The following is a 20,319-nucleotide window of genomic DNA, read 5'->3' on the forward strand; positions in this document are numbered from 1 at the left end:
TCAGACGGCGCCCGCGGTCTGCAGCACCCACGCGTACTCGAACGCGACTTCCTTCCAGCGCGCGTAGCGCCCGCTGACGCCACCGTGCCCCGCTGTCATCTCTGTCTTGAGTAGCAGCGGCGTCGAACCGGTCTTCGTGGCGCGAAGCTTCGCGACCCACTTCGCAGGTTCGACGTAGAGAACACGAGTGTCGTTGAGACTCGTGATCGCGAGGATCGCCGGATAGTCCTTCGCCTCGACGTTCTCATAGGGCGAGTACGACTTCATATACTCGTAGACGTCCTTGTCCGCCAACGGATTACCCCACTCGTCCCACTCGATCACCGTCAACGGCAACGAGGGGTCGAGAATCGACGTGAGTGGATCCACGAAGGGCACGTTGGCGAGCACACCGGCAAACAGCTCGGGCGCCAAGTTGGCAACCGCACCGATCAGCAGGCCACCTGCGCTGCCACCGGTTGCGACCATCTTGTCAGCTGTCGTCACGCCGCTGTCGATCAAATGCTGTGCACAGTCGACGAAGTCGGTGAAGGTGTTCTTCTTCGTGAGCTTCTTGCCGTTCTCGTACCAGAGGCGGCCCATTTCGCCGCCGCCGCGGACATGCGCGACGCCGAGAATCATCCCGCGGTCGAGTAATGACAAGCGCGCGACCGAGAAACCCGGATCCTGGCTCATCTCGTACGAGCCGTAGCCGCCGAGCAGCAGCGGTGCCGGCCCCGATCCGAGCACACCCTTTCGCGCGACGAGCGAGAGCGGAATCTTCGTTCCGTCCGCAGCAGTCACCCAATCGCGCTGTTGCTCATACTCGTTCGGGTCGTATCCGCCGAGCACCGGCTGCTGTTTGCGCAGCAGGAGCGTGCCCGTCGCGAGGTCGTAGTCGAACACCTGCGTCGGCGTGATGAACGACGTCAACCCGACGCGCAGCATCGGCTGCGACCACTCCGGGTTGCTCGACATCCCCGCCGAATAGAGTTCGAGCCCGAAATCGAGCTCGTGAAACTCGCCGTACCCATCCGCGGTCAAGGGCCAAATCGCCAGTCGCGTAAGCGCTTCCCTGCGATAGCTCAACACGAGGTGATCGGCGAACGCGTCTACCTCCTCCAAACGCACGTCATCGCGATGCTCGATCAAGGTGGTCATGTCGGACGGATCCGAGACCGGCGCATCGGCCAGGAAGAAGTTGACTGCCTTCGAGCCGTCGACGTCGTCGTTGAGCAGAATGAGGAACCGGTCCTCACCGCCGACGACCGCGTGTTCGACGCTGTATTCGATGCCTTCGCGCCGCGGCAGGATGATGCGGAAATCGCCTGTGGGATCAGCCGATTCGAGCATCCAGCCCTCGGTTGTGATCTTCGAGCCGACCCAGATCATCAGATACTTCTCGCTGCGGGTCGAGCCGACACCGACCCAGTAGCGCTCGTCCGGTTCGTGAAAGACCTTGACATCTTCCTCTTTCACCGTCCCGAGGCTGTGCCGCCAGACCGTGTCCGGCCGCCATGCATCGTCGACGGTCAGGTAGAAGACGTGCCGATGATCCAGCGCCCACGTCACACCCGGCGCCGTTCCCGGCACGACGTCCGGCAGCAGTTCGCCAGTCCGAAGGTCCTTGAACTGCAACGTGTATCGCTCGTCGCCGACCACGTCGACCGAGAACGCGAGCAGCGTCCCGTCATGGCTGATGGAGAATGCCCCGAGCGAGAAGAAGTCGTGCCCCTCGGCGAGTTCGTTGCTGTCGAGCAGGATCTGCTCGTTCGGCACGTCCGTATCCGCGGTGAGCGACGGCGGCGTCCAGTCGTCGGGTCCGCTGATCGGACAGCGGCAATGCACGCCGTACTGCTTACCTTCGAAGCTTCGCGAGTAGTACCAGAACGAGCCCATCCGAGTGGGCACCGACAGGTCGGTCTCCTGCGTCCGCCGCTTGATCTCCGCGAAGATCTGCTCCCGCAGCGGCGCGAGATCACTGGTCTGCTGATCGGTGTACGCGTTTTCTGCTTCCAGATACGCGACGACCTCTGCATCCTCTTTCTCGCGCAACCACTCGTACTCGTCGACGAAGGTATCGCCGTGGTGTGTGCGCTCGAAGGGCACCTTCTTGGCCACCGGCGCAGTGAGCTGTTCGCTCAACTGGTCGGATGCAGTGTCAGCAGGCATGGCGTCCACCGTAGCGGACGGGTCAGCGCACCCAATCGGCGAACGACAGACCGGAGATCCGCTCGTAGGCCTCGATGTAGCGCGCTCGTGTCGCCGCGACGACATCGTCCGGCAGCGGGGGTGGCGGTGTGTCGGATTCCCGGTCCCAACCCGACTCCGGGCCGGTGAGCCAATCGCGGACGAACTGCTTGTCGAAGCTCGGCTGCGACTTGCCGACCTCGTACTCGTCGGCAGGCCAGTACCGCGACGAGTCGGGCGTGAGTACCTCGTCCGCGAGGACCAGGTTGTTCTTCGTGTCGAGTCCGAACTCGAACTTCGTATCGGCCAGCAGCACGCCGCGCTGCTCCGCGTATTGGGCCGCACGGAAGTAGATATCGAGGGTGTCTTCCCGGATCTTCACGGCCAACTCGGGCCCGACCTGGTCGATCACAGCCTGGAAATCGATGTTCAGGTCGTGCTCACCGAGGTCCGCCTTGGTGGCCGGGGTGAAGATCGGGTCCGTCAACTTGCTGCCCTCGACGAGGCCGGTGGGCAGGTCGATGCCGCAGACCTTGCCGGTCTTGCGGTAGTCGGCGAGCCCGGAACCCGCCAGATAACCACGCGCGACGCATTCGATCGGGATCATCTTGAGACGGCGGACAACCATCGCGCGCCCCAGCACTTCCTCGGGAATCCGCTTGTCGTCCGGATCGCCCGCGAGGTGGTTCGTACCGCCCAGAACGTCGAAGAAGAAAAAGCTCATCGCGGTCAGCACCCGGCCCTTGTCCGGGATCGGGGTGCTCAAGATGTGGTCGTACGCGGAAATTCGGTCGGTCGCGACGAGCAGCATGTGCTCGGAGTCGATCTCGTAGAGATCGCGGATCTTCCCGCCGGCAAGGTAGGGATACGAAGACAAAGATGGGCGCACCAGAGGCACCCTAGCGGTAGCGGACCGCCAACGGTGTACCAGTCCGCACATCTGTTACTGCCGGGTAGTGAGGACACCCGTGGGAGCGGGCTAGGACTGCCGTTCCAGAGCGCCGCGGATCGAGCCGGCGAGGTAGTCGAGATCCGGGCGCCGGGGATGAGTCGGGCGGCCACGCAACCCGAACCCGTCTCCACTTGTTCGTGGAATCACGTGCAGGTGCACGTGAAATACCTCTTGACCAGCAGCGACACCGTCAGCAAGGAAGAAGTTGACGCCGTCACACCCCACCTCGCTCGCCCGCATGGCAGCAGCAAGCCGCTGCCCGACCTGAAAGAGTTTGCCGCCGATCACCGGATCGAGTTCGGCGAGCGAACTGGCCGGTGTTTTCGGAATCACGAGCAGGTGCCCCGGTGTGAAGGGCCGGATGTCCATGAAGGCGAGGACGTCGTCGTCTTCGTAGACCTTGCTCGCGGGTGCGCGGCCCTCGATGATCTCAGTGAATACGGTCATGACTACAAAATGGGCGAAGGTTCGTACTTCGCCGCGTCCGGGTTGGCGTCGACGAGTTTCTGTACGGCCGCAACGACGGCGGCGACCTGCGCGTCTGCCGCGCCGATGAATGCCGACTTGTCAGCGAGCGCACTTTCGAGTGCCGCTCTGTCGAGCGGCAGCCTGTCGTCGGCGGCCAGTCGGTCGAGGAGGTCCGGTTCGCGACCTTGCTCGCGCATTGCGAGCGCGACGGTGACGGCGTGTTCCTTGATGACCTCGTGTGCGGTCTCGCGACCGACTCCGGCCCTGATCGCCGCCATCAGAATTCGCGTCGTCGCGAGGAACGGCAGGTACCGGTCCAGCTCACGACTGATCACGGCGGGGTAGGCCCCCATCTCGGCCAACACGGTCAGGAAGGTTTCCATCAGGCCGTCGATCGCGAAGAAGGCATCCGGCAACGCGACGCGACGCACGACGGAACAGAAGACATCGCCCTCGTTCCACTGCGCACCCGCGAGTTCGGCTGCCATCGAGCCGTAGCCGCGCAAGACGACCGCGAGGCCGTTGACGCGTTCACACGAGCGCGTGTTCATCTTGTGCGGCATCGCCGACGAGCCGACCTGCCCGGGCTGGAACCCTTCGGTCACCAACTCGTGGCCCGCCATCAACCGGATCGTGTGGGCAAGCGACGACGGTCCCGCAGCGACCTGCACCAGCGCGGACACCACGTCGTGGTCCAGCGAGCGTGGGTACACCTGACCGACGCTCGTGAACACGTTCGAGAATCCCAGGTGTTCGGCAACCGCGTGTTCGAGAGCGTCCAGTTTTGCCGCGTCGCCGTCGAGGAGGTCCAGCATGTCCTGCGACGTGCCCATCGGGCCCTTGATGCCGCGCAGCGGGTACCGGGCAAGCAATTCCTGTACCCGGGTGAGTGCGACGAGCAACTCGTCGGCGGCCGAAGCGAACCGCTTTCCGAGTGTGGTCGCCTGCGCGGCGACGTTGTGTGAGCGCCCGGCCATGACCAGTGCCTGATACTGCGCCGCGCGCTCCGCGAGCCGTGCCGCAACCGCGACACCGTGCGCGTACACGTGCTCGAGCGACTGCCGAATCTGTAGCTGCTCAACGTTTTCCGTGAGATCGCGACTCGTCATGCCCTTGTGCACATGCTCGTGACCGGCAAGCGCGTTGAACTCCTCGATGCGAGCTTTCACATCGTGGCGGGTGACGCGTTCCCGCGCTGCGATGGAATCTAGGTCGACGTTCTCGAGAACGCGCTCGTAGTCGGCAATCGCATCCGCAGGAACGGAGATCCCCAGTTGCGCCTGCGCTCGCAACACAGCGAGCCACAGCCGGCGTTCGAGCACGATCTTGTGCTCCGGCGACCACAGCCGCGCAAGCTCGGCGCTCGCATAGCGATTGGCCAGGACGTTCGGGATTTTGCTCACGTCTGTCGAGTGTAATAGGGCTGTAGCTAGCGGTTGACCGCCGGAGCGACGATGTCGATCACCTCGAGCAGTGCACCGCGGGCGATCTTGCGCGGGTCCGGATCGACCTCGCTCAAGGCTCCGACGACGGCACCGTCGACGATCGCGACCAGCCGCCGCAGCTGCTCCTGCCGGACCATGCGGCCCGAACGGCGCAGCACTTCAGCGAGTAGATCGTCGAGCTGCGCCCGCAGCCGCAGCTGGACGTCGCGCAATTCCGGGTGCCGTGCCGAGGCAACGAAGCGCTCGTAGCGAACGATCAGTTGTTCGCGCGCGGGGGCGTCACCGACCTCCCCTACGAGCAGATCGACGACGAGATCGACCGTCGATTCGGCACCGCGCCTGCGATGGCTGACATCGCCGACGCGAACGCGCATCAAGTCCAGTTCGGCACTGCCGGTGAACTCGACCGCGCGTGCGATCAGGTCGTCGAGCGATTCGAAGTAGTACGTCGTCGAGGCCAGTGGCAGGTCCGCGCGAGTCGCAACCGATCTGTGCCGGACCGCGTCGAATCCACCCTCGAGCAATAACTCCGCGGCGGCCGCTACCAACGCCCGGCGACGTCTCTCGCCCTTGGGTGTGGTGGCTGTGGTCACCTGGTAATGGTGCCAGGAGTCCGCGTTCCATCCATGCGGAATGGCGAAGGCGGCACCGATTTTGTAAAGCCCGCGTACAGAAGTCCGAGATGTGTATTCACAGCGTCGCAAGCCTCGCGAGCGCCTCTTCGACGTCCGCTGTGGCGCCGGCGAAGGACAGTCGAACGGTCTGCATGCCGCGTACGGTGTCGAAGTCGATGCCGGGCGCGAGAGCTACGCCGGTCTGCGCCAGGACGTCCGAACACCACCGCGCCGAATCGTCGGTGAGGTGGCCGATGTGGGCGTAGACGTAGAACGCCCCATCCGCAGGAGCGAGATCGGTGATCCCGATCGTGGGTAGACCCTCCAGCAGTACGTCGCGATTGGTCAGGTACCGCCGAACATGGGAATCCAGTTCGGCTTTGGACACTTCCGTGAACGCCGCAATAGCCGCGTACTGCGATATCGCGGGCGGGCACACGGTCATGTTCGACGCGAGCCGCTGCAACGCGCGCTGCAGTCCGTGCGGAACCAACATCCAGCCCAGCCGCCAACCGGTCATCGAGAAGTACTTCGATACCGACCCCACGACTACTGCTTCCCGCGAGGTTTCCCATGCCGACGAGGTCGGCACGGCGCCCTCGGAATCGAAGGTGATGCCGTGGTAGATCTCGTCGGAGATGAGGAGCGTGCCGTGAGCATCGCACCACCGCGCGATCGCCGCTAACTCGAGCGGTTCGATGACCGTGCCCGTCGGATTGGCCGGACTGGCAACGACAAGACCAGCAGGCGGAGCGGGCAGTGCGTCCAGCATCGCAACGGTCGGCTGGAACCTCGTGTCCGGTCCGCAATCGAGCTCGACGACCCGACAGCCCAGGGCCGCAAGGGTATTGCGATACGCCGGGTAACCGGGCCGAGCGACGACGACTGTGTCACCGACGTCGAAGGCCGCCAAGAAGATGAGGGTGAACGCGCCCGAAGAGCCTGTGGTCACGACCACTTCGTCCGGATCGACGTCGATGCCGGAGGTTGCCGTGTGATGCGCGGCGATAGCTTCCCGCAGCGGCCGGATACCGAATGTCTCTGTGTAACCGAGCAATTCGGTGTCCAGGATCGATCTTGTCGCCCGCAGCACGGGTGCGGGCGCCGACGTGGACGGTTGCCCCGCGGCAAGGGACAGAAGATCGCCGTGCGTGCGCATACGCTCCGCGGCGGCTTTCCACACGTCCATGACGTAAAAGGGCTCGACCTGGGACCGAAGCGATTCCGCGCGCACACCTCGACGCTAGCGCGCGCACGTGGCAAAGCTGCATCCGGATCACGTTCTGGTGAAGGGCGACCGAGGCGGTGTCGATGCCTGTTATCGTCGGCGGGTTGGAACGTGAGTGATTACAGAACTATCGAAGGTTGTGGCTTGCAGGGTCGAACCCGCGTGCTCGTCGCGGTGCTCGCCGCCGCGGCGGTTGTCGCTGCCGCAGATACGTCACATCCCAGGACCGCGATCGCGATGGCCGATGGCATGCCGCCTGTTGCTCAGGCAGAGATTCGCCCGCTCGATCCCCCTCACGCGCTCCAAATCATGAGCCCACCTCGCCCGGACCCGTCGTTTCTGAAGCAGATCGTCAAAGGCGAGAACTACCGCGAACAGTTGGTCGTCGAGGCAGCGGCACGCGCAACCTTGGAACGCGCCCGGCGTGAGGCCGCGGCGGCCGTGGCCGGTGAGTGGCAGCCGTGGATGGCCGGATCCGGCGGCAGCGGCGCGGTCATACCCGGCATCGGCGGCTACGCCCTGCCGACCCGCGGCGCCTTCACCTCCGGCTTCGGGGCACGGTGGGGCACCTTCCACGCCGGGATCGACATCGCCAATGCGATCGGCACGCCCGTGTACTCGGTCGCCAACGGAACCGTCATCGACGCCGGACCGGCCAGCGGTTTCGGTCTGTGGGTCCGGATCCGCCACGACGACGGCGCGACCACCGTCTACGGCCACCTGTACGACTTCTTCGTGTCGGTCGGCGAGCGTGTGCCCGCCGGAATGCAGATTGCCCGCATGGGCAACCGCGGCGACTCGACGGGTCCGCACCTGCACTTCGAGGTGATCATGGACGGTCAGCACGTCGACCCGCAGCGCTGGCTCGCGGTGCACGGCCTGCAGGTCGGTTAGTCAGATCTTGATGCGGTCCTCGACAGCTGCGAGGCCGATATCCGTGCGGTAATGGCCGCCGGGCAACTTGATGGCCCCGAGTTTGTCGTAGGCATCCGTGCGCGCACCGTCGAGGTCCGCACCGACTCCGACCACGCTGAGCACCCGTCCACCTGCGGAGACCACCGCACCGTCGGCCCGCTGATCGGTACCGGCGTGGAGCACGCCGTCAAGTTCGGCACCGCTGATCACGTCACCGGTGCGCGGACGCCCCGGATAGTTCTCTGCCGCCAGCACGACCACGACCGCCGCACCCTCGTGCCATTGCGGCGGGGCCACGGAGTCGAGGGTGCCGGTGGCGGTGGCGTGCAGGAGTTCGCCGATCGGGCTGTCGAGCAGGGCGAGAACCGCTTGCGTCTCCGGATCGCCGAACCGGCAATTGAACTCGACGACGGCCGGACCTTCGGCACCGATCGCGAGCCCGGCGTACAGCAGACCCGAGAACGGACAGCCCCGCGCAACCATTTCCGTCGCCACCGGCCGGACAACGTCGTCGACGATCGCTGTCACGACACTCTCGGGCAGCCACGGCAGGGGCGTGTAGGCGCCCATTCCACCTGTGTTGGGTCCGGTATCACCGTCGCCGACCCGCTTGTGGTCCTGCGCAGGCAGCAGTGGCACCACCGTCTCGCCGTCTACCAGCACGAACAGCGAGACTTCGGGGCCGTCGAGGAACGATTCGAGCAGTACGGGGTGTCCGCGTTCGAGCAGTTCCGCGGCGTGATCTCGGGCAACCAGGCGGTCCGCTGTGACGACGACTCCCTTACCCGCAGCCAGACCGTCGTCCTTCACGACCCACGTCGGCCCGAAGCGATCGAGCGCCGCATCGAGGTTCGCCGGATTGTCGACGATCTCGCTGTGGGCGGTTCGGACACCCGCCGCAGACATGACGTCCTTGGCGAATGCCTTCGAACCTTCGATCCGCGCTGCCGCAGCCGAGGGGCCGAAGCAGGCGATTCCGGCGGATCGGACAGCGTCGGCGACACCCAGCACAAGCGGCACCTCGGGACCGATGACGACGAGATCGGCCTCGACCTTTCTGGCAAGCGCAACGACCTCGTCGCCCGAGGACGCATCCACCGGATACGTCTTCGCGAGCCGTGATATCCCGGTATTGCCAGGGGCACAATAGATTCCAGTGACCGCAGAATCTCGGGACAACGCCGTGACGAGGGCATGCTCCCGAGCACCGGAGCCGATTACTAGTACGCGCACGCCTGCAAGCCTAGAGGCCACCTACGACAGGTCGTACACCTGCACGCCGTCGACCTCGGTGGTGTGGAAGTTCGCTTCCACCCACGCGACGATCTGCGCAGACGCGCCCGCGCTACCGCCCATGCGACCCATTCCACCCGCGATGAAGTAGTGGATCTCCTTGTTCGCGACGTACTGCTGGAACTGTTGCAAGGTAGGCGAGGGGTCGGTGCCGTTGAACCCACCGATCGGCATCACCGGATCTTCCGTTGCGAGTTGGTAGCCCGCGGCGCTGTTCGCACCGATCGTTGCCGCGACCCAGCGAAATGAGCCGGCGTCGGACTCGAGCAGCGCGATCAACTGCGCACTCGGGGTACTGCCGTTCAGCAATCCCCCGCCGGCGCCCCCGAACATTTCCTCCCCTCTGCCCTCTTGCCCCGGCCTGCCGTCCATCGGCGGCATTCCGCCTCGACCACCGCCGAAGCCGGAATCGACGTCCGGGCCTGCCGAAACGATCGCTCCCGCTCGCGGGCGACCGATGGTCTCGGCCGCGTACGCGACCTGCCCGGCGAGTCCGACGAACAGAGCGGCCACAATTGCTGCGACGGTGATCCGGCGCGCGGACCACACCTGCCCGGCTAGCAACAACACTCCGCCGATGACTGCGGCGACGGCGATCGTCCAGCGCAGCCAGGGGACGAAATCTGCGCTGCGGCCCAACAGAATCCACGCCGTTACCGCTGTGATCGCAAGGACAACGACTAGCGCGATCCGCACCCATACCCGGTCCCTCTGCCGCCATGCGAGCACGGAACCGCCGGCGACCACAGCAGCGACCGCAGGCGCGAGCGCGACCGTGTAATAGGAATGGAAAATACCTTCCATGTAACTGAAGACGAGGCCCGTCACGAGAAGCCAACCGCCCCAGGCGACCAGCGCGGCTCGCTGCAGATCCAGCCGGGACTGCTTGCCTCGCAACACGATTCCGAGGACCAGTAGCGCGAGCGCCGCCGGGATGAGCCACGCGATTTGACCTGCCTGAGCGGGCTCGAACATCCGGGTGATGCCCGCGTTCCCCCACATACTTCCGCCGCCGGGCCGATTGCCGAGGTCGAGCGCGTCAGGCATGTTCCCCGGCGTGACACTCCCGCGCTCATTGCCGTTGAGTCTGCCGAGCCCGTTGTAGCCGAGGGTCAGCTCCAAGATCGAATTATCCTGTGAACCACCGATCCAGGGACGAGACGACGTCGGCCACAGTTCGACTGCGAGCAGCCACCAGCCTGCAGAAACAACCAGAGCCACACCCGCGGCGACAAGCTGAAGCAGTCGTTTGCCCAGCTTCGGCGGGCCCGCAAGCAAATAGGCGAGAGCGAGCGGCGGCACGACCAGCATCACAGCCAGTTGCTTTGTGAGAAAACCGAATCCGACGAAGACACCCGTCGCTATCAGCCACCGCGTGCGTCCGTCTTCGACTGCCCGCAGCAGCGCCCACGTCGCGCCGATCATCAGGAAAACGAGCAACGCATCGGGGTTGTTGAACCGGAACATCAGTGCCGCAACCGGTGTGACGGCAAGAATCACACCGGCAAGGAGACCGGCACTCGGACCGAACGAGCGTCGAACCGTGGCCCACAACAGCGCTACCGACCCGACACCGAGCAGCGCCTGTGGAACCAGAATGCTCCAACTGCTCAACCCGAACACCCTGACGGACAACCCCATCAGCCACAGCGACGCGGGCGGTTTGTCGACGGTGATCGAGTTCGCAGCATCGGAGGAGCCGAAGAAGAAGGCCTTCCAGGACACCGAACCGGCTTGTGCTGCAGCAGAATAGAAGGAGTTGGCCCAGCCGCCGGCACCGAGGCCCCATAGGTAGGCGACTGCAGTTCCGACGAGCAGAGCGGCCAGCGCACCGTACTCCCAGCGTTTTCGGCGGATTTCGACAGTCGTGGTCGTCATCGAGCGACCTGCCCCTCACGGAACACCCAGCGCAACCCGACGAACCGGGTGACCGTGGCAGCGAGATTGGCCACGACCAGCACCGCAAGCTCGACATGCTTGCCCGCTTCCGGAAGCCACTCGTGCAGACCGAACAACGATCCACTCGTCAGGCACAGCGCAAGGGCAAAGACCACGAGACCCTGCAGCTGATGCTTTGCGACAGAGGACGATCCGCGGACGCCGAAGGTGAAGAAACGGTTGGCCGCCGTGTTGAAGATCGCAGTGGCAAGCAGCGCAACGAAGTTGGCCGACTGCGCGCCGATCACAGGATGGAGCAGGAGGTACAGAACGATGTAGGCGACTGTGCTCGCTACCCCGACGACGGCAAATCGTGCCAGCTGCCCGACCATCCCGCGGGGCACGCCGGCCACCAAGGGCTCGCGTCCCATCGTCGCCCGCAGCTCGTCGAGCGGCAAAGCACCGGTTACCAACGCCCGGCCGAGCCGCAGCATTCCGAGCAGGTCCTTGCGGACGGTGTCGGCGATATCCACGCGGCTGTCCGGATCGTCGATCCAATCGACCGGCACTTCGTGGATTCGCAGCCCGATCCGCTCCGCGAGCACGAGCAGCTCGGTGTCGAAGAACCACTCGCCGTCCTCGACCAGCGGCAACAGCTGGCGCGCGACGTCGGCCCTGATCGCTTTGAACCCACACTGCGCATCCGAGAACTTCGTGTGCAACGAGGTACGCAGAACGAAATTGTAACCACGAGAGATGAATTCACGCTTAGGCCCGCGAACGACACGCGACGTGCGGCTCAAGCGCGAACCGATCGCCAGATCGGAATGACCGGAGACGAGCGGCGCAACCAGGGGCATCAACGCGTTGAGGTCGGTCGAGAGGTCGACGTCCATGTAGGCGACGACCTCGGCGTCGGACCCGTGCCAGGCCGACCGCAGCGCCCGCCCGCGCCCCTTGGCGTCGAGGTGAATCACCCGTACCCCGTCTAGATCGAGCGCGACGCGATATGCCGCAGCGAGAGTCGAATCGGTGCTCGCGTTGTCGGCAATCGTGATCCGAGCCGAGTAGGGCACCTCGCGCGTCAGGTAGCGATGAAGCCGACGGACACAGGTCTCGAGGTCGTCCTCTTCGTTGTAGACGGGAATGACGATGTCGAGCGTCGGCGCCGCGACGTGGCCGGGTACGTGACGTTCGCGTTGGGCGAGTGAATCGGTCATAGCGCTGAGAATGCTGGTTCAGCCTGCGCCGATCCTGCACACAGGCTGGCAGTTGGCTGGCAATGGCGCCAGGCTCAGAGCGCTGGGTCGACGCGATCCCTGCGGTACTGACCGGGACTGACGTCGAAGCGACTGCGGAAGGTCCGGCTGAAGTGGGAGACGTCCCGGAACCCAACTCGCTCGCTGACCTCGACGACGGTGAGATCTGTTGCTACGAGATACTTCCGGGCTCGCTCGAGTCGCGATTGGTATAGCCACGCACGTGGCGTGGTGCCGTAGGTGCTGAACAGTTTCTGGATGTAGCGCACCGACATTCCCAACTCGGCACCGATATCGGCCAGCGTGTGATCCGGATCGTGCAAGGTTCGCTCGATTGCCTGCTGCACCCGGGCGAGATCCTCCGCGTGGCTGAGGCCTGTGCTGCTGAGTGCTGCTGAACTGTCCGCGAGCAGTGTGACGAGCATGTCGAGCGCCGAAGAGGAGAACGACATCGCAGAGCCCGCGGGTAGCGGCGAATCGAGCGCGGCAATATCGCGCAGAAGGTGGCCGAAAAGTGCGCCCCCGCCGGTGCCGCCGGGGATATTGCGGGCAGTTAGCCCGTTCATCGTTCGCTGGGGAAGTCGGGCTGTGAGCAGGTCGCGTGGCGCGCGGGCAACGACCTGACGGAAGTCGCCGCGGGCCTCGAAGACGAACGGAGCCCCGCAGTCGAGCACCGCGAACGCACCGTTCTCCAAGACGGTCGTGCGCCCGAACTGCTGCACCTCGACCTGCCCGTCGGTGATCATGACCAGTAAATAGTCGCGATCCGAATCGTCGCGGACCATGCCGGGCGTGCGATGAACCACGTGGCTCTGCGCGCGAATCGTGCTCACGTGCAGGTCGCCGAAAGCTCGCCCGCCCCATTCGCCGTCGAATAGCTGGCTGGGCGTTGTGAAGTTCACATCCATGTCGCCGTAGAGCCGATTGATGGTCTCGTTCCACCGGGATCGCCCCTCTGAGACGTCCAGTTCGCGGGTGTTCAGCGCGATGTCGGGAGCGGCTGCGGCCGTGCGCGTGGAGGCACGCTTCTGTGCGCTGTCAGCCATGTCGCGGGTCACCTCCTAGGTCCTAGTGTTCCAGATCACAAGGACTTGGCAGGCGGACGATACCTCAGCCGCATGCAGTCGGTGAACTCCCCGAAAGGACGGAACTGGACGTGGCGACGCTGCAAACAGTGCAGAAAATCGGCCCTGTACTGGACCTTTTCACCGTGACGCAGCCCGAATGGGGAGTCTCGGAAGTTGCGGCCGTGATCGACGTTCCGCGGTCGAGCGCACACGCATTGTTGTCGAGCCTCGTCGACACGGGGCTCCTGCAGTGCCGCTCGCGCGGTCGCTACCGACTCGGCTGGCGGATCGTGGAACTGGGCGAGACGCTCCGCGGCACAGTCGACGTCCGGTCGTGCGCCGCGCCGATCCTCGAGCAATTGGTCGAGAACTACGGTGAGACTACGCATCTCGCGGTCATGGATCGATGGAATGTCCTGTATGTCGACAAGATTCTCGGCAACCACAACATCACGGTTCAGGGCGCGCGCGTCGGTACGAGACTCGACGCGCACTCCACTGCGGTCGGAAAGGTGATGCTCGCCCAGTTGGACGACGTGGAAGTGCGGCGGTATCTCGCAATGCGACCGCTGCGCCGCCTCACCCCGTCGACCACGACGAACGAGCGGGCGCTCTTCGACACGCTCGCCGCAATACGCGCTACGGGCTACGCCGTGGACCTGGGCGAAACCGTCCCCGAAGTGCACTGCGTTGCAGCCCCTGTGCGCGACGACCTCGGATCCGTTGTCGCAGCGGTCAGTTTGAGCGTGCCCGCGACCCGGTTCGCATTGCGCCGGCCACAACTGGAGCGCGCAGTGGTCGCCGCCGCGCACGCGATCACCAGGTCGATCGCGGAGGCAAACGATTGTGCACCAATCGAATTGCGTGACACGCCGTCTGTTGCCGTGCTGCCCGCTCGCGCTTCCTGACCCCGCACTATCGAGAGAGAAACCATGGACAGCGCAGCACGAAAAGCAGCAGACCGGCTACTCGACGTCTACCGCACAGGCGAGCCGATCGAACCGCTCACTCCCGACCACCCGGACGCGTCTCTCGAACTCGCATACCGGATTCAGCAGGCACAGGTCGAGCAGTGGGAGTTGGCCGGTGACGTAGTGAAGGGCCACAAGGTCGGCCTTGCCTCACGGGCGATCCAACGCCAAATGGGCGTCGACCAACCGGATTTCGGTCATCTGACCGCAAGCATGTTTCACCTCGAGCATCATCCGATCCCCGCAGGAACCTTCCTGCAGCCGCGGATCGAGCCCGAAATCGCGTTCGTCCTCGGTCGCCCGCTTTCGGGACCGGGTGTCACGATCGCGGATGCCGCGCGTGCAGTCGACTTCGTTCTTCCCGCGCTTGAAATCGTCGATTCCAGGATTCGCGACTGGAGGATCGGCATCTTCGACACGATCGCCGACAACGCGTCATCCGGCGGTGTGATCCTCGGCAGCAGGCCGGTCACGCTCCGCGAGTTGGACCTCCGTCTGGTCGGCTGCACACTCCACATCAACGGCGACCTGGTCGCGACGGGCGCGGGCGGTGCGGTACTCGGTTCGCCTCTGAATGCGCTTGTGTGGCTGGCTAATACGGTCGGTCCACTTGGCGTAACGCTGGAGCCGGGACATGTGGTACTGCCGGGATCGATGACACGAGCCTTCGCCGTATCGGCGGGCGACTGCGTCGTCGCGAATATGGGTGGGCTCGGGTCTGTGACGGCCCTGCTCGGTCGAGAGGAAGAGGAATGACAACGTGGTGTGCCGCGAGCGTGGCGGATACGCTATTGCGCGCTGAGGATTCGGTAACGGCTCAGACGTCGATCCGAGCGGAATGGGACGGGCTCGACCTCGAAACGGCCTATCAAGCACAGGATCTCGCCTTGCGGATGCGGATCGCCCGCGGTGAAAGTGTCACGGGCGTGAAGCTGGGTGTCACGTCGAAGGCCAAGCAGCGGCAGGTCGGCGTCGATTCGCCGTCCACAGCGTGGCTGACCGACAGAATGATGCTGCCGATCGGCGAACCGGTCCCGCGGGACAAAATGATTCACGCCCGAGCAGAGCCGGAGATAGCGTTCGTAATGAAGCACCGTCTCGAGGGGCCTGGCGTGTCCGCCGCAACCGCTTTGGCTGCAGTCGATTACGTCTTCGGGGCGATCGAAATCATCGACAGCCGGTTCTCCGGCTACAAGTTCACGATGGCCGACGCCGTTGCCGACAACAACTCGTCTGGGCGATATGTGGTCGGTCCGGTGGCTCGGCGGCCCGAAGACCTCGACCTTGGGCTCGAGGCCTGCCTGCTCGAGGTGGACGGTGAAATCGTCGACTCCGCGACCGGTGCCGCCGTCCACGGACATCCCGCCGAGGCATTGGCATTCGCCGCGAACACGTTGGGCGAGCGTGGCTTTGCGATCGAAGCGGGGTGGATCGTACTTACCGGCGGCATGACCGACGCGGTACCGATCGGTGCCGGCTCGCGCATCGCGGCGCACTTCACGCATCTCGGGAGCGTGACTGTGACCGGGAGTCGCTGATGCCGATCATCGAGGTGACCATTGCCGAGGGGCGCAGTCCCGAACAGTTGCGGCGGCTGATTCACGAACTGAGCAACGCCGCTCAGAACGCGTTGAACGTCCCGCTGTCGAATATCCGCGTCATTCTGCGTGAAACGCCGACGACGCATTTCGCGGCCGGCGACGTCACCCTCGCTGAGCGCGAACAACTTTCACGCTTCCCGAGCCCGTAATTGCGCTGGGCTGGAACCGAATCGGCGGCGGAACGCTCGGCTGAAATGTGAGACGTCACGAAATCCGACGCGCTCGCTGATCTCGGCAACGGTGAGCGCGGTTTCAACGAGGTGGAGGCGAGCGCGTTCGAGCCGGACTTCGTACAGCCAGGTCCGGGGCGTGGTGCCTGCCATGGCGAACAGCTTGTGTATGTAGCGCACCGACATTCCGAGTTCGATCCCGATCTCGGCAGTCGAATGGTCGGGGTCGTGCAGGTATCTCTCCATCGCCCGCTGCACGGTTTGCAGATCTTGCCGATGGATACGCTGAGTGCCGCGCAGCGGCGGAGTCAGGTCGCCGATGGCAGCCACGAGTAGGTCCAGAGCCGAGGTGGCGACCGGCGACGTCGACCCTTCAGGCAATTCGTCTTCTGCTGTCGCAATTTCCACGAGCATGCGGGACACGAACCGTCCGATGCCGCTCTGGCCCGAAATTCCGACGCCGGTGACGTCGTCCAGGGTCTGCTCGGTCAAGCGCCCGGCAAGTAGCTCACGAGGCGCGCGCACGACGACCTGCTCGAAGCGCGTCGCGCCGTCGACTACGAATGGCGATGCACTGTCGAGAATCCCGAAGGCACCGTGCTGGAGCGTCGTCGACCGCGAATGCTGGCGCAGAATCGCGGTTCCCCGCGTGATCAGGCACAGCAGATAGTCGTCGCTGGGGTCCGAGCGAATCATGTCCGGCGTGCGTGTCACCGCATGCGGGTCCGCGCGAACCATGCTGAACGTCAGGTCGCCGAACGGTCGGACGACGAGTTCTGCGGCGAACTGTCCGCGCTGGTCAGGCCAGTCGACGTCCATTTCGCAGTAGGTCGAATCCAGCGTGTCGGACCACTGGACGCGGCTCTCCCGCGATGCCAATTCGGTTGTGTTGATCCGCACCGGCACGGTGCAGGGAGAGTCATCCTTCCGTGCACTCTCGGCCATGTTGCAGCCCACCTCCGCCTCCTAGTGTTCCAGATCACAGGAACTCTTCGAGGCGGACAACCCGAACCCTCACCCGGGCGTCACCGCATCCTCCACGCAGTCAACGAAGGAGTACACGCAATGACAACGTCTACCACATGGATCGACCAAATCACCATGGCCGAACTCGATCGCGACCCGAACCCGATCTACGAGCGCCTGCGGCGCGAAGCTCCCGTCGCATTCGTTCCTGCGGTCGGCATGCACGTGGTGGCGACGCGGGAGCTGTGCCTGCAGATCACCCAGGACTCCGACACCTGGTCGACCGTGATCGCCCCGTCTGGTGGCCGCACGTTCGGAGCGGGCACTGTGCTCGCGTCGAATGGGGATCGGCACCGCGAGCTGCGTGAATGGATCGATCCGCAGTTGCGTCCGTCCGCGGTCGACACCTACGTGGAGAAGCTGGTCAGGCCACAGGCACAAGCCATTTTGGCGAAGATCGAGGGACTCGGCGCGGCCGATATCCAGGCGGCCTACTTTGCGCCGGTCAGCGTGCGTGCAGTGGCCGATCTGATGGGTCTTGTGGACGTGCCGTCCGACACCCTGGTCCGTTGGTTCCAGACGCTCGCGATGTCCTACGGAAATGCCGAGGTGGATGCCTTGGGCAACTTCGTGAATGCGGCGCCGTTCGAGGCGGGCGACAAAGTGAAGGACGAGATCATTGCGACGGTCGACCCCATGCTCGACCACTGGACTGCGAATCCCGACCACACGCTGATCTCGCACTGGTTGCACGATGGAATGTCGGACGGCGAGGTGCGCGATCGGGCGGAAATCTATCCGAACATCTACGTCTTCCTGCTCGGTGCCCTGCAGGAACCCGGGCATGTCATGACGACGACTTTGGCTGGGCTGCTGCAGAATCCGGATCAGCTCGAGAAGGTCGTCGACGAGCCGAGCCTGCTTCCGCGGGCGATCACCGAGGGCGCGCGCTGGGTAGCGCCGATCTGGAGTGCGGCGGTCAAGGTCGCCAACCATGACGTCACCATTGCCGGCCTGGAGCTTGCAGCCGGCACGCCGGTCATGTTGGCCTACGGTTCGGCGAATCGCGACGAATCGGTGTGGGAGAACCCTTCGGCGTTCGACGTCGACCGGCCCGCGATGCCGCACCTTGCTTTCGGATCCGGAAATCATGCTTGTGCTGGTACGTACCTCGGGACGGCGATCGTCCGGATTGCACTCGAAGAGCTGTTCGAGACGATCCCGAACATCGAGCCCGATCCCGAACGTGCGCCGCAGTTCTGGGGCTGGACCTTCCGTGGGCCGCAGGCGCTTCACGTCCTGTGGGAGGTGTGAGCGGTGGACCGCCTGGTGACGGTCGCGGGCCAGGAGGGGACCTTTCCGGTCGCGCCTGATCGGTCGGTCCTGGAGGCCGCGTTGCGGGCGAATCGGTGGCTGCCGCACGCGTGTTCACAGGGAACGTGCGGAACGTGCAAGATCCGGGTGTTGTGCGGCGAGGTCGATCACGGGCCAGCCGACGAGACAATCTTGTCCGCGTGCGAACGCGATTCCGGGATCGCCCTTGCGTGCCAATCGAAGCCGTTGTGTGATCTGACGATCTCTCCGTTGAACGATGCGGGTTCGGATCGGCCGCTGCGGCCGCTGCGGGACTATGCCGGCACTGTGCGCGAACTGGCGGATATTGCTCGTGGGACCCGGCGGCTGGTGATCGAACTCGATGAGCCGATGGAGTTCGACGCGGGGCAGTATGCGGAGCTGATAGTGCCGTCTTGTGGCGTGGCTAGGCAGTATTCGATGGCGAATCCACCTTCGGAATCTCGCATGCTGGAGTTTCATGTGCGGCTGACCGAAGGCGGAATCGCTACGGAGGGTTGGATATTCAACTCGTTGACGGTCGGCGACCCCGTGTTCCTACGTGGTCCGTTGGGTCAGTTCGGGGTAGTCGAGGCGCACCCCGAACCGGCGATCCTGATCGGCGGCGGTACTGGGCTCGCGCCGTTGAAGTCGATTGTGCGTCACGCTCTGGACAACGACCTGTTGCCGGCGGTTCGGCTCTACCACGGCGGTCGACGCTCGGTGGACCTGTACGACGTCGAGTACTTCCGCGCGCTGGAAGTCAGTGATCCCCGGTTCTCGTATCGCCCCGTCCTCAGTGAGGAAACATGGTCCGGGGCAATGGGAATGGTGACCGATGCGGTTGTCGACGACTACCCGAGCTGCCGGGGGTACCGGGCCTACCTGTGCGGTCCGCCGGCGATGGTAACTGCAGCGGTCAAGGCGCTGAAGCGTAGACGCATGGCTCCGAAGGCGATTGCGAAGGAGGAGTTCACCGTGACACCCGTTGCGGTCGTGCGGGTTTGACGGCCCGCCCGCCAGCGGGTGGTGGCGGGCTGATCGGGACGGTGTCTTAGAAGGGTGGCGGTTCGTCGTCGCCCGCGTTGTGGGCGCGTTCGCTGCGGATCCGGGCGGCGTGTTGTTCGGACCTGGTGCGGGTCTTCGGATCGGGAACCTGCTCGGTGTCCGGGCGGGTGGGTTCCGTGCCGCCGAGCAACGGAATCGGGCCGGTCGCCGCCACCGGATAGGTCATGCCGAGCGGTGAGGTGATGGTCAGGGTCCCGTCCTCATGACGGATCAGCTCCCACCCACCGAACGTCTTGCCGCGGTGATGCTTACGGCAGAACGGTCCCAAGTTCTCGACCGCAGTCTGGCCGCCTTCGGCTGGATTGACGTGGTTGTAGGCCTTGTTGTGGTCGATATCGCAGTCCCAGGCCGGTACATCGCAGTTGGGGAACATGCAGGAACCCCACAACGCCCGCACATAGTCCTGCTGGTTCTCCGACGGCCGATACGACCCACGGGCATCGACCGCGTCAGTCCGGTCGATCGGTGTAACACCGGCCGCGGCTGTGTTCCTCGCGGCGGCAGCACCGTCGGGGTCGAGCAACGGCCGAATCGTCGCAGTGTCGGCGATATCGCGGGCTTGGTCGGCGTCGATGATGCCGAACCCGTCCAACCACCCCGGCTGCTCACTCGTACCGTCCACGGTCGCCCGAGTCGCGATGACATGCACCAACGCCTTCCGCGCCACCTTCGATTGCCCGGTGACCGCGTGGCACTCGGTCCGCCCGCACAAACACGCCAGATGGGTGTCGCCGCGCGACAGCGCGATCAACGCATCCGCCCGCCGCGCGGCGAACGTGCGCGGATCCTGCTTGCAGACTCCTTTGGCGAGTTCACCGATCCGGCCGGACAAAAACACCGCATCCGCGGCCGGCAACGACCCCGACACATCGGCCATCCCATCTTGGCCGGTGCCGATCCACACATGCCGCTCCTTCGTCGCG

Annotated in this window: 18 protein-coding genes and 1 pseudogene; 7 read left to right on the plus strand and 12 right to left on the minus strand. The window is 64.8% G+C overall.

The genetic code is table 11. From position 1 onward, the window contains the following. The 6 genes from JGU72_RS07865 to JGU72_RS07890 all read right to left on the minus strand — a co-directional run bounded on the left by JGU72_RS07865 (position 1) and on the right by JGU72_RS07890 (position 6,882). Complete coding sequence (locus JGU72_RS07865; RefSeq protein ID WP_199683072.1) at positions 1-2,151, minus strand: S9 family peptidase; 2,151 nt, start codon at positions 2,149-2,151, stop codon at positions 1-3. 22 nt (positions 2,152-2,173) lie between these two features. Continuing rightward, complete coding sequence (locus JGU72_RS07870; RefSeq protein ID WP_199683073.1) at positions 2,174-3,058, minus strand: phosphoribosylaminoimidazolesuccinocarboxamide synthase; 885 nt, start codon at positions 3,056-3,058, stop codon at positions 2,174-2,176. A 90-nt stretch (positions 3,059-3,148) separates the two neighbouring features. Further along, entirely contained in the window at positions 3,149-3,568 is a 420-nt protein-coding gene (locus tag JGU72_RS07875; protein WP_199683074.1) for an HIT family protein, read from the minus strand. Positions 3,569-3,570: 2 nt separating this feature from the next. Then, positions 3,571-4,992 carry an adenylosuccinate lyase gene (gene purB / locus JGU72_RS07880; RefSeq protein ID WP_199683075.1) on the minus strand — a complete coding sequence of 474 codons (1,422 nt, stop codon included), beginning with the start codon at positions 4,990-4,992 and terminating at the stop codon, positions 3,571-3,573. Between the two features lie 26 nt (positions 4,993-5,018). Further along, positions 5,019-5,627: a TetR/AcrR family transcriptional regulator gene (locus JGU72_RS07885; protein ID WP_199683076.1), complete on the minus strand. Its 609-nt coding sequence runs from the start codon at positions 5,625-5,627 to the stop codon at positions 5,019-5,021. 97 nt (positions 5,628-5,724) lie between these two features. Then, positions 5,725-6,882, minus strand: a complete 1,158-nt coding sequence (locus JGU72_RS07890; RefSeq protein ID WP_199683077.1) for a pyridoxal phosphate-dependent aminotransferase — start codon at positions 6,880-6,882, stop codon at positions 5,725-5,727. Between the two features lie 507 nt (positions 6,883-7,389). On the opposite strand from JGU72_RS07890, the pseudogene JGU72_RS30640 reads away from it, so the two are divergent. Continuing rightward, positions 7,390-7,770 (plus strand): annotated as a pseudogene (locus JGU72_RS30640) (M23 family metallopeptidase); the annotation flags it as partial. On the opposite strand, the gene purD reads toward JGU72_RS30640, so the two are convergent. From purD to JGU72_RS07915, 4 genes are all read right to left on the minus strand, one after another. Then, complete coding sequence (gene purD, locus JGU72_RS07900) at positions 7,771-9,024, minus strand: phosphoribosylamine--glycine ligase (RefSeq protein ID WP_199683078.1); 1,254 nt, start codon at positions 9,022-9,024, stop codon at positions 7,771-7,773. A gap of 21 nt (positions 9,025-9,045) precedes the next feature. After that, a complete protein-coding gene (locus JGU72_RS07905; protein WP_199683079.1) occupies positions 9,046-10,962 on the minus strand; it encodes a glycosyltransferase family 39 protein in 1,917 nt (638 codons plus the stop codon). Then, entirely contained in the window at positions 10,959-12,182 is a 1,224-nt protein-coding gene (locus JGU72_RS07910; RefSeq protein ID WP_199683080.1) for a bifunctional glycosyltransferase family 2/GtrA family protein, read from the minus strand. Before JGU72_RS07910 ends, JGU72_RS07905 begins: the two co-directional genes overlap by 4 nt. A gap of 74 nt (positions 12,183-12,256) precedes the next feature. Further along, entirely contained in the window at positions 12,257-13,267 is a 1,011-nt protein-coding gene (locus tag JGU72_RS07915) for an AraC family transcriptional regulator (RefSeq protein ID WP_199683081.1), read from the minus strand. A gap of 110 nt (positions 13,268-13,377) precedes the next feature. On the opposite strand from JGU72_RS07915, the gene JGU72_RS07920 reads away from it, so the two are divergent. The 4 genes from JGU72_RS07920 to JGU72_RS07935 are packed head-to-tail and all read left to right on the plus strand — an operon-like array spanning position 13,378 to position 16,009. Continuing rightward, positions 13,378-14,196, plus strand: coding sequence for an IclR family transcriptional regulator (locus tag JGU72_RS07920; RefSeq protein ID WP_199683082.1), 819 nt, complete (start codon positions 13,378-13,380; stop codon positions 14,194-14,196). 24 nt (positions 14,197-14,220) lie between these two features. Then, positions 14,221-15,015, plus strand: coding sequence for a 2-keto-4-pentenoate hydratase (locus JGU72_RS07925; protein ID WP_199683083.1), 795 nt, complete (start codon positions 14,221-14,223; stop codon positions 15,013-15,015). Further along, a complete protein-coding gene (locus tag JGU72_RS07930) occupies positions 15,012-15,797 on the plus strand; it encodes a 2-keto-4-pentenoate hydratase (protein WP_199683084.1) in 786 nt (261 codons plus the stop codon). Before JGU72_RS07925 ends, JGU72_RS07930 begins: the two co-directional genes overlap by 4 nt. Continuing rightward, positions 15,797-16,009: a tautomerase family protein gene (locus JGU72_RS07935; RefSeq protein WP_199683085.1), complete on the plus strand. Its 213-nt coding sequence runs from the start codon at positions 15,797-15,799 to the stop codon at positions 16,007-16,009. Before JGU72_RS07930 ends, JGU72_RS07935 begins: the two co-directional genes overlap by 1 nt. Here JGU72_RS07935 and JGU72_RS07940 read toward each other — a convergent pair. Beyond that, the gene (locus JGU72_RS07940) at positions 15,989-16,975 is read right to left on the minus strand and encodes a helix-turn-helix domain-containing protein (protein ID WP_199683086.1); all 987 of its coding nucleotides are present in this window, start codon (positions 16,973-16,975) and stop codon (positions 15,989-15,991) included. The two genes, JGU72_RS07935 and JGU72_RS07940, sit on opposite strands and share 21 nt — an antisense overlap. Positions 16,976-17,095: 120 nt before the next feature. On the opposite strand from JGU72_RS07940, the gene JGU72_RS07945 reads away from it, so the two are divergent. Both JGU72_RS07945 and JGU72_RS07950 read left to right on the plus strand, forming a co-directional pair. Beyond that, entirely contained in the window at positions 17,096-18,310 is a 1,215-nt protein-coding gene (locus JGU72_RS07945; protein ID WP_199683087.1) for a cytochrome P450, read from the plus strand. 3 nt (positions 18,311-18,313) lie between these two features. Then, positions 18,314-19,336: a 2Fe-2S iron-sulfur cluster-binding protein gene (locus JGU72_RS07950; protein ID WP_199683088.1), complete on the plus strand. Its 1,023-nt coding sequence runs from the start codon at positions 18,314-18,316 to the stop codon at positions 19,334-19,336. Positions 19,337-19,382: 46 nt separating this feature from the next. Here the strand turns inward: JGU72_RS07950 and JGU72_RS07955 are convergent. Beyond that, on the minus strand, positions 19,383-20,319 hold a 937-nt coding region (locus tag JGU72_RS07955), incomplete at its 5' end, for an HNH endonuclease signature motif containing protein (protein ID WP_199683089.1).

It is taken from the genome of Antrihabitans auranticaus (genome assembly GCF_016481275.1).
Taxonomy (GTDB): Bacteria; Actinomycetota; Actinomycetes; order Mycobacteriales; family Mycobacteriaceae; genus Antrihabitans.